Below are 11,994 nucleotides of genomic sequence, written 5' to 3'. Positions count from 1 at the left end.
CTCCCGCGAGTACGCGAGCGCCGATATCGAGACGTATTCGCCGCAGTCCCCGCTGGGCAGCGGTGTGAACGCCGCGGCGACGGCGCCGGTGTCATGTCGTGAAGCCGCTAGCATCGGCGGGCACCCTTCCCCGGCTCTCGACGAGCGGGGGAAGCCCCACTACCCCCAGGCCAGGGAGCAAATCGTGCTGATCACCCACGACACCCGGTGCGCACTCGACGCCGTGGTCGATCTGGTGAACACCGCACCGGACACGGAGAGTGCCGAGACGGAGGGGCTCCCGGACGTCGCAGCTCTGGGCGAGTTCGTACGAAGCCATGACATAAGTGACGTCGGAGTGCTCTCGGAGCGTGACCTGGCGGGCGTCCGGCACATCCGGAGCCGCTTCCACGAGGTCTTCGCGGCGCCCGAACCACAGGCCGCGGCGGCGGTGATCAACGAACTGATCGCGGCGGCGGGCACCACGCCCCGCCTCACCGACCACGACGGCTACGACTGGCACGTGCACTACTTCGCGCCCGGCGCCTCCATCGCCGACCACCTCGCGGCGGACTGCGGGATGGCGCTCGCCTTCTTCGTGGTCGCCGGCGAGCAGGAGCGGCTGCGGCGCTGCGAGGCGCCGGACTGCCGGCGCGCCTTCGTCGACCTCTCCCGCAACCGCTCGCGCCGCTACTGCGACAGCCGCACCTGCGGCAACCGGCTCCATGTCGCCGCCTACCGGGCCCGGCGCAAGGAAGCCGCGGGCTGAGCCTGCGGCCGGGGGCCCGTTACAGCCCCAGGAGATCGTGCAAGGACCCCAGCAGGAGCAGCACGCCGATCACCGCCAGGAAGATCATCAGGGGTGGTTGGGAGAGCGCGAACAGACAGCCCTTGGGCTCTTCGGTCGCGGCTCGCTCATCGGTCGGCGGGGCGGCATCGCCCGGTGCGGTGTCCAGCATCTCGCCGCGATGATGACGCAGTCCGCGGGGTGGCGATGACCAACACGCCAGAATTCCGCGGGAGTTAGCCGCATCCCGTGACCTGCGCGAGTCCGGCGTCCGGCACGCGCCGCGCCCGGCTCACCAGCGACGCGCTTCGGCGGCCCCGGCGGCACTGTCGTCCACACGAACGAGGGAGCCGCGCGGCCGTCGAACACCGGCGGTTGTTGACGCGGATGCGCGGGTGCCCGTCCCGTCCCGTCAGATGCCGTGCTTCTTCAGGATGGCCTCGATGTCGCTGAAGTCCTCCTTGGGCGCGGCAGCCTGCGGCCGCTCCGCAGGACGTGCGGCCGGGCCGGCGCCCTGGCCCAGGGAGGGCGCGGAGGCCGCGGGGGCCACCGCCTCGCGCTGGGCCGCCTTCGCGGCCTTGCGCTCCTTGCGGGTGCCGCCGGACCTGCGCTCGACGGCCCGGGTGGTCATGAAGAGCAGCCAGGCGACACCGAGGACGCCGAAGCCCACCCACGCCTTCATGCTGAAGGCGGTGTCGGCCAGCCATCCGACGACGCCGGTCATCACCAGGCCGACCGGGACCAGGGAGTAGGCGGCGAGGCGCGTCGCCGCGAGGAAACGTTTGCGGTAGGCCGTGATCGCGGCAATGCCGAGGCCGGCCGCGGATACGGCGGAACAGACGGTCTCGGCAATCATCCGGTCCTCCAGGCGTGCGGCGTGCGGGCGCAGACGGTGGCGCCGTCTTCCCTCCATCCTGCACCGGGTGGGCGCCCGCGGGCCACGCCCCGAGCGGACTTCAGGGACATATCAGGGTCACGTCTCCTCCCCGGGTGCCGGTCACCGCACGCTCCCGGTTGGGAGGGCGCCCCCGGGGCTGGAAGACTGGGGCCATGAGTGACTCTGCCCCCGACGCCCCCACCAGCCCCCTCGTCATCGACATCTGGTGCGAGCTGCAGTGCCCGGACTGCCGGACCGCCCTCGACGACGTACGCGCGCTCCGTGCCCGCTACGGCGACACCGTCGACCTGCGCCTGCGGCACTTCCCCCTCGAAAAGCACAAGCACGCCTTCGCCGCCGCCCAGGCCGCGGAGGAGGCCTTCGAGCAGGGGCAGGGCTGGCCGTACGTCGAGGCCGTGCTCGGCAGGGTCGAGGACCTGACCCGCAAGGGCGAACCCTTCCTGGTCGAGGTGGCACGCGAACTGGGCCTGGACGCCGAGGAGTTCGACACCGCCCTCGTCGACGGCCGGCACATCCTGATGGTCGACGCCGACCAGGCCGAGGGCAAGGCGATCGGCGTCACCGGGACACCGACGTACGTCATCGGGGGCGAGCGCCTCGACGGCGGCAAGAGCCAGGACGGCCTGCTCGAACGCGTCGAGGAGATCACCGACCTCCTGCTCGCGGCCTCCGGGCAGAACTAGAGCAGCTGCTTGTAGACGTAGTACGTGACCGGTTCGTAGCCCAGCGACTCGTAGAGGCCCAGGGCCGGGGCGTTGCCCGCGAAGACGTTGAGGCCGATGCGGTTCAGGCCCACCGCGCGGGCCTGCGTCTCCGCCAGGAGCATCAGCGAGCGGCCATGGCCGTGTCCGCGGTGCTCCTCGTCGACCTGGACGTCGAAGACGAACCCGTCCCCGTCGCGCAGCGCCAGCCAGAGGGTGCCGACCTTCGTGCCCTCGTGGGTGAGGACGCTGAGGCTGGTGCCGGGGGTGGCGAGACCACGGGGCAGATGGTCGCGGTGGTCGGCATCCGACTTGGCCCGCGCCTGGGCCTCCGGGACACCGCGCTCCATCCAGGTGCGGGCGTAGTCCTCCTTCTGGTGGGCCAGCCACACCTCGTACTCGTCCTCGGTCATCTCCCGCCCCTCGACACCCGCGGGCAGCGCGGGCGGCTCGGCGGTCAGGGACTTGACCATGTTGCGGTTGCGCTCGACATAGCCGAGGGAGACGGCGAGGCGGTGAGCCGCCGCCGCTGCGGCGGGCACGGCCACTTCGATCCGGTTGCAGCCCCAGCCGCGCACCACTTCTTCGGCGGCGAGCACGGCGACGGTGGCACGGCCGCGCCTGCGGTCGGGTTCCTCGATGCTCAGGTCCCGCATCTCGGCGACGCCGGGCCCGAACACGGGGTGCGTGGCGAGTTCTATCCCGCCCACGGGACGGCTGTTCACGCGCACTTCGTACGTGCGGGACTTGGCGCCGTCAGCGCTCTGCTGAAGCGGCCCGGTCGGCCGCAGGGTCGTGGTCATCAGTGGTGTTCTACCCGCCCTGCGGCCCGAGCGTCATCCGGATTGCGCGCACTTGCGGCCCCGTGCCGCCTCTCGCCCCGGCCGCATCACGGGTCGAGGTCGTCCGCCGCCCGCTCCGCGAAGATCCGCATCGCCTTGGCGGTCACCGGACCCGGCGCGCCGGGCAGCTCACGGCCGTCGACCCGGTGCACGGCCTGGACGTCACGGAGCGTCGAGGTCAGGAACACCTCGTCGGCACGGTCGAGCACGTCGAGCGGCAGATCCGTCTCGCGCGCGTTCGTCCAGTCGACGGTCAACGCGCGCGTGATGCCCGCCAGGCACCCGGAGGCCACCGGCGGGGTGTGGATCTCGCCGTCGATGACCACGAAGACGTTCGACCCCGTGCCCTCGCACAGCTGCCCCACCGTGTTCGCGAACAGCGCCTCCGAAGCACCCTGCTCGTGGGCGCGCGCGAGGGCGACCACGTTCTCCGCGTACGACGTGGTCTTCAGGCCGGTCAGGGCGCCGCGTTCGTTGCGGGTCCACGGCACCGTGATCACGGCGGTCGAGTCGGGGCGCCTTTCGGCCTCGCCGTGGGCCACGACCAGCGTCTGCCCCTGGTCACCGCGGTCCGAGCCGAGCGGCGAGAGGCCCCCGGTGTACGTGATGCGCAGCCGCCCCAGCGGCATCGGGTCGGCATCGAGCACCGCGGCGCAGGCCGCGCGCACCTCGTCGAGGTCGGGCTCGGGCAGGCCGAGGCCGCGTGCCGAGCGGGCGAGCCGGTCCAGGTGCCGGGTCAGCGCGAAGGGCCTGCCCTCGACCGACTTCACCGTCTCGAAGATGCCGTCGCCGACGGTCAGACCGTGGTCGAGCACCGAGACGCGGGCGGTCTCGACGTCCTGCAGGCCGCCATTGAGCCAGATCTTCACCATGAGGTCCCTCCACTCACTTCGTACGCCCCCGACGCTACCGCCAGCAGCCGTTCCGCCTTCAGCTCGGTCTCCCGCCACTCCCCCTCGGGGTCCGAGCCCCAGGTGATGCCCGCGCCGGTGCCGAACCGCAGCAGGCCGGCGGCACGGTCGATCCAGAAGGTGCGGATGCCGACGGCCAGTTCGCCGGTGCCCCGGTCCGCGTCGACCCAGCCGATGCCGCCGCAGTACGGGCCGCGGGGCGCGGTCTCCAGGGCGTCGATGATGCGCAGGGCGCTGGACTTGGGGGCGCCGGTGACGGAGCCGGGCGGGAAGGCGGCGGCGAGGACGTCGGGCCAGCCCGCGTCGGGTCGCAGCTCGCCCCGGACGGTGGAGACGAGATGGACGAGACCGGGGTGCTTCTCGACCACGCAGAGGTCGGGGACGGTCACGGAGCCGGTCACGCAGATCCGGCCGAGGTCGTTGCGGACGAGGTCCACGATCATGACGTTCTCGGCGTAGTCCTTCTCCAGGAGATCGGCCTCGGTCCGGCCGGTGCCCTTGATCGGCCCCGACTCCACGACGCGCCCCTCGCGGCGCAGGAACAGCTCGGGTGACGCGGTGGCTATCTCTACGCCGTGCCCGGGCAGGCGGATCGTTCCGGCATACGGAGCGGGGTTCCCGCGCGCCAGGAGCGCGGTCAGGGCGTCCACGTCCGCGTCCCGGGCGACCGGCGCGGAGAGCACCCGGCAGAGGTTCGCCTGATAGACGTCGCCCGCCGCGATGTGTTCGCGCACGCTTCGCACGCCGGCCACGTACGCGGCGCGATCGAGCGACGACGTCCAGTCACCGGCGGCCGGCCCGCGCCACGTCCCCGGCACCGGAGCGGGCACCGGCTCCTCGCGTACGTCGTCGAAGCGGGCGCAGACCAGATCGCCCTCGAAACCGGCGGCGACCGCCCAGAAGCCGCGGGAGTCGAGCGCCGAGGGATCGCTGGTCACGTCCCTGAGGCCGGTCGCGAGCAGGCCGCCGAAGCGCGCCATGGGCAGGGGCGCCCCCAAGGGCGGCCGGGAGGACATCTGAGGGGCGCTGTGCACGTCTGCGAGTCTATGACCGGTGTCCTGGTGGTGCCCCGGCCCGGCGACAGCGCAGCACGCTGCGCAAACGCGTTTTTGTACTGGCCCAGGAATCCGCTAGAGTTCAACACGTCGCCGGGACGCGCAAGCGGACCGGGAAAGACAAGCGGACGTAGCTCAGTTGGTAGAGCGCAACCTTGCCAAGGTTGAGGTCGCCAGTTCGAACCTGGTCGTCCGCTCGCAGGAAGTGGGGGATCTTCCCGAACCCCCGCACTCCTGGTGGAGTGGCCGAGAGGCGAGGCAACGGCCTGCAAAGCCGTCTACACGGGTTCAAATCCCGTCTCCACCTCCAAGCGCGATTAGCTCAGCGGGAGAGCGCTTCCCTGACACGGAAGAGGTCACTGGTTCAATCCCAGTATCGCGCACGCAGCACAGCACGACTGAAGCAGCACAGCACAACCGAAGGTCCGGTCCGCAAGGATCATTCCCGCGCGATTAGCTCAGCGGGAGAGCGCTTCCCTGACACGGAAGAGGTCACTGGTTCAATCCCAGTATCGCGCACGCAGTACGCACCACACGCAGGTTGACCCGCGCGATTAGCTCAGCGGGAGAGCGCTTCCCTGACACGGAAGAGGTCACTGGTTCAATCCCAGTATCGCGCACCATCCGTACGAAGCCCCCGGCCGTCTCCACGGCCGGGGGCTTCGTCGTTCCTCCGGTCGGATCAGGAGGAGAAGAGCATGTGCCCGAAGCTCTTGTGGCGCTTGTTGTGGCCGTAGTGCCCGCCGTGGCCGTGGTGGCCGCCGTGCTGGGGAGCGCCCCACGCCGGGGCGGGAGCGGCGGGATAGGCCTGCGGGGCGGGCGGTGGGGGCGGGGCCTGCTGGGCGCCCCACTGACTCTCGACGCGGCTCAGGGCCTCGAGCTCGCCGTAGTCGAGGAATATCCCGCGGCAACCGCTGCACTGCTCGATCTGGACGCCGTTGCGGTTGTACGTGTGCATCGGTGCATGGCACTTGGGACACTGCATGGTCGGCTCAACTCCTCGCCGGTCGTGACTGCTTCGCCGGATCTCTGCCCGGCTTCGGTGCGTTGCACCCTACTTCGTGCGAGTGGGCGCCAACTCGGGCGGGAGGGCGGCCATTCGATCACAGGCGTCGACCACTGCCTGCTCGATCTCGTCGAGGGGCCGGTTCTCCCTGACGGACTTGGCGACGGCCAGGGCGGCGGTCTGGGCGGTGAGGGCGCGGGCCGGTACGTCGAGGGCGGGCCAGGGGTCGGTGCCGTCGGGCGGGAGCGCGGGGCCGCCGGCCGCGCGGTAGGCGGTGAGGAAGCGGGTCCACTCGTCCGCGGGGAGGAGACCGCAGGCGTACCAGGCGGCGGGGCGGGCCAGGTCCCAGGCCGGGTCGCCGAGGCCGAGGTCGTCGACGTCGATGAGCAGCCAGCGCCCCTCGGGGGTGCGGACCAGCTGGCCCAGGTGCAGGTCGCCGTGGCACAGGAGCGCGGGGAGCGGGGCGGGGGCCTCGGCGCGGGCCCAGCCGGGGAGGGTGGCCCAGGCGCGCTCGACGGGGGCGGCGGCGGGGTGCGGACCCGCGTCACGCATCCGCCGCAGCGCGCGGGCGGCCTTCGCGGGGCCGCGCATGTCCGGCAGGGGGTGCGGGAGTGCGGCCGGGGGTGTGGCGTGCAGGCGGGCCAGGAGGGTGGCGGCGGCTTCCCAGGGGGCGGCGTCGGGGTCGTCGCGGTCCACCGGGGTGCCGGCCTGCCAGAGGGTGACCAGGCGGCCGTGGAGGGGGATCGCCGTCTCGTCGAGCGGCGACAGGAGGGTGCCGTCCAAAGCGGCGGCGACCTTCAGACGTACGGCGAGCTCGGCGGGGTCCGTGCCGGGGGCGTGGGCCTTGGCGACGGTGTCGCCGTGCCGGACGACGGTTGCGTCGTCGCGGTCGGCGAGGACGGCGTCGTGAGCGCAGGCGCAGGTCCGCGGGGTGCGGTGGGCTGTTTGCCGGACCTTGGCGGTCAGCGCGGTGAGCAGGGCGGTCACGGGTCCCCCGGGGTGCGTCGATCTGTGCTTAAGCGAGCGTACGCAGCGCGGGGCAGGACGCGGAGGGGGTTTCTCCCCCACCCCGCCCCTTCCCGGAACCATGGGGCTCCGCCCCCCCCTGGACCCAATCTTTCAGCCCGTCCGGCGATTGAGGACGAACTCGGCGGAGCCGGTGATCGACGGCGCGAGGACCCCGGCGGAGCCCCGCGCAAGAGAAATGCCCGCGCAGCTCCCCAGCTGCGCGGGCATTTCTCGTGCCGTCCGCCGCACCCCCGTCCCCACGGGGTTTCCTGGCCGGATGTCCCCGCCCGGACCGCTCATCCGGGCCCGGGGCGCCGCTCAGCGCCCCAGCATCACGCCCACGGACGACGCCTGTGTGACCACTGCTTCCCAGCCGCCGAAGACGACCACCAGCAGGGCCGCCAGGGGAAGAACCATGGCCGTCGCCACCAAGGGGTGGCGCGTGCCGGACGGGCGGACGCCGAACGTGGCGAAGGCCTTACGTCCCTGCGTGCGGATCATTGTCCGCGGTGCCGTGTCCGCCATGGTTCCTCTCCTGACCGAATCTGTATGAACTTGGCAGCGGCGGGTGCCTGACCTCGGGGGACGAGTGCTGCCACCCGCCGCTTGACCTCAAATCTAGGTGCGCCGGAGGTCCGGGGCGTCATGCCCTCGTACCGATTGCCGGGCCTCCCGGAGGATGACCGATCGCCGCTCGTGTACTCCCGTGGGTGGAGACGGGGTCCTAGGTCTCGGGGTCTTCCCGGAGGGGACGGCCTGCCTGCTTGACTGCCTGCTCGGACGTGTCCTCTCTGGGCACGGGTTGCTCGACCAGAGCCAGCACGCGGGTCGACATGAACCGCGCCGTCCGTACGACGGAGCCGCTTCGGGTGACTTCGCTCACTTCGACCACCCCTCTGCGCACCGCCGTCTCCACCCGGCGGCCCGCCCGGCTCGCCACCACCTCGTACGTCCGTGTCGTGTCCCCGGCGTCCACGACTATCTCCACACGATCACCTTTCACGCGATCAATCCCCCTTCGGCGACGGATGGTTGGGAACGGCGGCCCGCACAACAGCCGCGCGCTCCAGTGCCCCTGACCACTCTTCAAGTTTCCCACCCGGCACTGACAATCGGTCGGGCCGCGAGGGCGCGGCCTCTGCACCTGCCCGGCCACGGAAACGTAAGCTGTGGCACGACAACGAACCGGGCAGCGGGGATGGACATGGCGATGATGCGGCTCCGGCGCGAGGACCCGCGTGTCGTCGGCTCGTTCAGACTGCACAGGCGGCTGGGCGCCGGCGGCATGGGGGTCGTCTACCTGGGGTCGGACCGGCGGGGGCAGCGCGTCGCCCTCAAGGTGATCCGGCCCGATCTGGCGGAGGACGAGGAGTTCCGCTCGCGTTTCGCGCGCGAGGTCTCCGCGGCCCGGCGCATCCGCGGCGGCTGCACCGCGCGGCTCGTCGCCGCCGATCTCGACGCCGACCGGCCGTGGTTCGCCACGCAGTACGTCCCCGGCCCCTCCCTGCACGACAAGGTCGCCGCCGAGGGGCCGCTCTCCGCGGCCGATGTGGCGGTCGTCGGTTCGGCGCTCGCCGAAGGCCTCGTGGCCGTACATGAAGCCGGTGTCGTGCACCGCGACCTGAAGCCGTCGAACATCCTACTGTCCCCGAAGGGGCCGCGGATCATCGACTTCGGCATCGCCTGGGCCACCGGCGCCTCGACCCTGACCCATGTGGGCACCGCCGTCGGATCGCCCGGCTTCCTCGCGCCCGAGCAGGTGCGCGGCGCCGCCGTCACCCCTGCCACGGACGTGTTCGCCCTCGGCGCGACGCTCGCGTACGCGGGCATGGCGGACTCGCCCTTCGGGCACGGCAGTTCAGAGGTCATGCTCTACCGCGTCGTCCATGAGGAGGCGCAGCTCGGCGGGGTGCCCGACGCGCTCGCCCCGCTGATCCGGGCCTGCCTCGCCAAGGACCCGGAGGAGCGTCCCAGCACGCTTCAACTGTCCCTCAGGCTCAAGGAGATCGCGGCCCGCGAGGCACAGGGCCTGAACGACCCGCGGCCGCCCGCGCCCCGCCAGAGCCAGGACCGGCCGACGGGACGGATGGCCGAGGAGTACGCGGATCAGCAGACCCAGCGGCGCCAGACGCAGGGCACTCCCCCGCCGCGGCCCGGTTCGTCACGGCCGGGTTCCTCGCGGACCGGGTCTTCGCGGGGCGGCTCCTCGCGGACCGGATCGTCGCGCACCGGTTCCTCGCGGCCGAATTCCTCGCGCCCCGGATCCAGCTCGTCGCGGTCCGGATCCAGCGCGTCGCGGTCCGGCTCACGACCCTCGCAGGCGCGGAACACGACACGCTCCGGCGCTCGGCGTCCCGCCAATCCGCGTCTGCTGCGCCAGCGGCTCTTCGTGTTCGTGGTCGTGACCCTGCTCGTGGCCCTGGCGATCGCGGCGGCCCAGGGGTGCCAGGGTCCCGCCCGCGGGCTCGGCGGCAGCGGCGCGCCCGACGTGCACGACGTACGGCAGAGCGGTCGGCTCGACCCGGGGCCGGGCCCTCAGAGCTGAGGGCGGCCCGTCGCCACCGCGTAGAACGCGACCGCGGCCGCCGCTCCCACGTTCAGGGAGTCGACGCCGTGAGCCATCGGGATGCGCACCCACTCGTCGGCCGCCATCAGGGCCTTCGTGGTGAGGCCGTCGCCCTCGGCGCCGAGCATCAGCGCGACCCGGTCCATGCGGTGGGGCGCCGCCTCGTCCAGGGTCTTCGCCTTCTCGTCCGGGGTGAGCGCCAGAAGGTTGAAGCCCGCTTCCCGTACGCCTTCCAGGCCCTTGGGCCAGGATTCGAGGCGGGCGTAGGGGACGGAGAAGACCGCGCCCATGGAGACCTTCACCGAGCGGCGGTAGAGGGGGTCGGCGCAGTCCGGTGAGAGCAGGACCGCGTCCATGCCGAGCGCCGCGGCGCTGCGGAAGATCGCACCGATGTTGGTGTGGTCGTTGACCGACTCCATGACGACGACGCGGCGCGCCGTGGTGAGGAGTTCGTCCGACGTCGGCAGGGGCTTGCGCTGCATCGAGGCGAGGGCGCCGCGGTGCACGTGGTAGCCGGTGACCTGTTCGGCCAGGTCGGGGTTGACCGCGTACACGGGAGCCGGGACCTCGTCGATGACGTCCCGCATGACGTCGACCCACTTGGCGGAGAGCAGCATCGAGCGCATCTCGTAGCCCGCCTGCTTGGCGCGTCTGATCACCTTCTCGCCCTCGGCGATGAAGAGACCCTCGGCGGGCTCCCGCTTGCGGCGCAGTTCGACGTCGGTCAGGCCCGTGTAGTCGCTCAGGCGCGGGTCGGTGGGGTCGTCAACGGTGATGAGATCAGCCACAGGGTGATACTGCCTTGTCCTGGGTGTGGTGCCAACGCCTTGGGGCGGGTTGGGTTACCGGTGGTTACGCGGGGGCTCGGGAAAGCTGCGGGTCACGCGCCCGCCCCGAGGTGGTCAGGGGTCACGCGGTGCCTCCGGGGCCCACGTTCACCACCTCGCCGACGACGATCACGGCCGGGGGCTTCACCTCGTGGGCGGCGACCTCGGCGGAGACCGTGGCGAGGGTGGCGTCCACGCGGCGCTGGGCCGCCGTGGTGCCCTCCTGGATCAGGGCGACGGGGGTTTCGGGCGACCGGCCGTGCGCGGTGAGCGCCTCGGCGATCTTGCCGATCTTGTCCACGCCCATCAGGATCACGAGGGTGCCGCGCAGCTTGGCGAGGGACGGCCAGTCCACCAGGGAGCGCTCGTCGTCGGGGGCCACGTGCCCGCTGACGACCGTGAACTCGTGGGCGACCCCGCGGTGCGTGACGGGGATGCCGGCGGCGCCGGGCACGGAGATCGAGCTGGAGATGCCGGGCACCACCGTGCAGGCGATGCCGGCCTCGGCGAGCGCCTGCGCCTCTTCCATGCCGCGCCCGAAGACGAAGGGGTCGCCGCCCTTGAGACGGACGACCGACTTGCCCTGCTTGGCGTGCTCGATGAGGGCGTTGTTGATGGCTTCCTGGGCCATGAAACGCCCGTACGGGATCTTCGCGGCGTCGATCACCTCGACGTGCGGCGGGAGCTCGTCGAGCAGGTCGCGGGGGCCGAGCCGGTCCGCGATGACCACGTCCGCCTCGGCCAGGAGACGCCGGCCGCGGACCGTGATGAGGTCCGGGTCACCGGGGCCGCCGCCGACCAGGGCGACGCCAGGGGTACGGGTGCGCTGCTGGGGCGCCACGAGGGTGCCGTCGCGCAGGCCCTCGACCACCGCGTCGCGGATGGCCGCCGTGCGGCGGGGGTCGCGGTCGTCGATGTCCGTGGTGAGGATGGCGACCGTGACGCCCTCGGAGCGGCCGGTCGCCGGGGTCAGGGCGGTGGCGGCGTCGGCGTCGTCGGAGCGGACGCACCAGACGCGGTGCGCCTCCCCCTCCGCGGACGCCGCCCTGTTGGCCTCCGGGTCGCTGGTCGCGATGAGGGCGTACCAGGTGTCCTTGAGGTCACCGTGGGCGTAGCGGCGGCGCTCCCAGGTGATCTCGCCCGCGTCCGCCATCGCCTCCACGGACGGCGTCGCCGACGGCGACACGAGCGTGATGTCGGCGCCCGCCGCTATCAGGGCGGGCAGACGGCGCTGGGCCACCTGGCCGCCGCCGAGCACGACCGTGCGGCGGGCGGTGAGGCGGAGGCCTACGGGGTAGGCGGGGCTTTCGGCCATGGCGGGTGGCTCCTCGTGCGGGGCGCGGGGCTTTGCGGTGCCGCTGCGACGGTGAGGCGGCTGTGATGATGCTTTGACGTGCAGGTTCAGTATGGCTGG

At 72.2% G+C, this 11,994-nt stretch carries 14 protein-coding genes and 5 tRNA genes; 8 read left to right on the top strand and 11 right to left on the bottom strand.

The annotated features are described in order from the left end of the window. Nucleotides 1-184 precede the first annotated feature (184 nt). On the top strand, nucleotides 185-748 hold the full coding sequence (locus ABZ906_RS40835; protein ID WP_361391485.1) for a CGNR zinc finger domain-containing protein: 564 nt from the start codon (nucleotides 185-187) through the stop codon (nucleotides 746-748). Nucleotides 749-767: 19 nt separating this feature from the next. Here ABZ906_RS40835 and ABZ906_RS40830 read toward each other — a convergent pair whose 3' ends face one another. Next, a complete protein-coding gene (locus ABZ906_RS40830; protein ID WP_361391482.1) occupies nucleotides 768-938 on the bottom strand; it encodes a hypothetical protein in 171 nt (56 codons plus the stop codon). A gap of 240 nt (nucleotides 939-1,178) precedes the next feature. Continuing rightward, complete coding sequence (locus ABZ906_RS40825; protein ID WP_361192656.1) at nucleotides 1,179-1,622, bottom strand: hypothetical protein; 444 nt, start codon at nucleotides 1,620-1,622, stop codon at nucleotides 1,179-1,181. A 194-nt stretch (nucleotides 1,623-1,816) separates the two neighbouring features. Here ABZ906_RS40825 and ABZ906_RS40820 point away from each other — a divergent pair, with 194 nt between their 5' ends. Further along, entirely contained in the window at nucleotides 1,817-2,347 is a 531-nt protein-coding gene (locus ABZ906_RS40820; RefSeq protein WP_361192659.1) for a DsbA family protein, read from the top strand. On the opposite strand, the gene ABZ906_RS40815 is transcribed toward ABZ906_RS40820, so the two are convergent. From ABZ906_RS40815 to ABZ906_RS40805, 3 genes are all read right to left on the bottom strand, one after another. Continuing rightward, nucleotides 2,344-3,168, bottom strand: a complete 825-nt coding sequence (locus ABZ906_RS40815) for a GNAT family N-acetyltransferase (protein ID WP_361391479.1) — start codon at nucleotides 3,166-3,168, stop codon at nucleotides 2,344-2,346. The two genes, ABZ906_RS40820 and ABZ906_RS40815, sit on opposite strands and share 4 nt — an antisense overlap. An 86-nt stretch (nucleotides 3,169-3,254) precedes the next feature. Continuing rightward, a complete protein-coding gene (locus ABZ906_RS40810) occupies nucleotides 3,255-4,076 on the bottom strand; it encodes an aminodeoxychorismate lyase (protein ID WP_361192771.1) in 822 nt (273 codons plus the stop codon). Continuing rightward, nucleotides 4,073-5,134, bottom strand: a complete 1,062-nt coding sequence (locus tag ABZ906_RS40805) for a chorismate-binding protein (RefSeq protein WP_361391497.1) — start codon at nucleotides 5,132-5,134, stop codon at nucleotides 4,073-4,075. Before ABZ906_RS40805 ends, ABZ906_RS40810 begins: the two co-directional genes overlap by 4 nt. Nucleotides 5,135-5,297: 163 nt before the next feature. Between ABZ906_RS40805 and ABZ906_RS40800 the strand changes: the two genes are divergently transcribed. From ABZ906_RS40800 to ABZ906_RS40780, 5 genes are all read left to right on the top strand, one after another. Next, a tRNA-Gly gene (locus ABZ906_RS40800) sits at nucleotides 5,298-5,370 on the top strand. A gap of 39 nt (nucleotides 5,371-5,409) precedes the next feature. Next, nucleotides 5,410-5,483, top strand: a tRNA-Cys gene (locus ABZ906_RS40795). 1 nt (nucleotide 5,484) lies between these two features. Next, nucleotides 5,485-5,556, top strand: a tRNA-Val gene (locus ABZ906_RS40790). Between the two features lie 64 nt (nucleotides 5,557-5,620). Then, a tRNA-Val gene (locus tag ABZ906_RS40785) sits at nucleotides 5,621-5,692 on the top strand. A 29-nt stretch (nucleotides 5,693-5,721) separates the two neighbouring features. Continuing rightward, nucleotides 5,722-5,796, top strand: a tRNA-Val gene (locus ABZ906_RS40780). Nucleotides 5,797-5,855: 59 nt separating this feature from the next. Here the strand turns inward: ABZ906_RS40780 and ABZ906_RS40775 are convergent. From ABZ906_RS40775 to ABZ906_RS40760, 4 genes are all read right to left on the bottom strand, one after another. Further along, nucleotides 5,856-6,158 (bottom strand): zf-TFIIB domain-containing protein, encoded by a 303-nt coding sequence (locus tag ABZ906_RS40775; RefSeq protein ID WP_361192664.1) that lies wholly within the window; start codon nucleotides 6,156-6,158, stop codon nucleotides 5,856-5,858. 69 nt (nucleotides 6,159-6,227) lie between these two features. Then, nucleotides 6,228-7,166: an aminoglycoside phosphotransferase family protein gene (locus tag ABZ906_RS40770; RefSeq protein WP_361391476.1), complete on the bottom strand. Its 939-nt coding sequence runs from the start codon at nucleotides 7,164-7,166 to the stop codon at nucleotides 6,228-6,230. A 339-nt stretch (nucleotides 7,167-7,505) separates the two neighbouring features. Next, nucleotides 7,506-7,712, bottom strand: coding sequence for a hypothetical protein (locus tag ABZ906_RS40765; protein ID WP_351164871.1), 207 nt, complete (start codon nucleotides 7,710-7,712; stop codon nucleotides 7,506-7,508). 199 nt (nucleotides 7,713-7,911) lie between these two features. Then, nucleotides 7,912-8,190: a hypothetical protein gene (locus ABZ906_RS40760; RefSeq protein WP_361192670.1), complete on the bottom strand. Its 279-nt coding sequence runs from the start codon at nucleotides 8,188-8,190 to the stop codon at nucleotides 7,912-7,914. A 195-nt stretch (nucleotides 8,191-8,385) separates the two neighbouring features. Between ABZ906_RS40760 and ABZ906_RS40755 the strand changes: the two genes are divergently transcribed. Further along, nucleotides 8,386-9,732, top strand: a complete 1,347-nt coding sequence (locus tag ABZ906_RS40755; protein ID WP_361192673.1) for a serine/threonine-protein kinase — start codon at nucleotides 8,386-8,388, stop codon at nucleotides 9,730-9,732. Here ABZ906_RS40755 and ABZ906_RS40750 read toward each other — a convergent pair. After that, nucleotides 9,723-10,541: an RNA methyltransferase gene (locus ABZ906_RS40750; RefSeq protein ID WP_361192675.1), complete on the bottom strand. Its 819-nt coding sequence runs from the start codon at nucleotides 10,539-10,541 to the stop codon at nucleotides 9,723-9,725. The genes ABZ906_RS40755 and ABZ906_RS40750 overlap by 10 nt on opposite strands. Nucleotides 10,542-10,662: 121 nt before the next feature. Next, a complete protein-coding gene (gene cobA / locus ABZ906_RS40745; protein WP_361391473.1) occupies nucleotides 10,663-11,895 on the bottom strand; it encodes a uroporphyrinogen-III C-methyltransferase in 1,233 nt (410 codons plus the stop codon). Nucleotides 11,896-11,994 lie beyond the last annotated feature (99 nt).

It is taken from the genome of Streptomyces sp. NPDC046925, from assembly GCF_040644915.1.
Taxonomy (GTDB): domain Bacteria; phylum Actinomycetota; class Actinomycetes; order Streptomycetales; family Streptomycetaceae; genus Streptomyces.
Note: the sequence above shows the minus strand (reverse complement) of the source record. Positions and strands in the feature narration are given on the sequence as shown.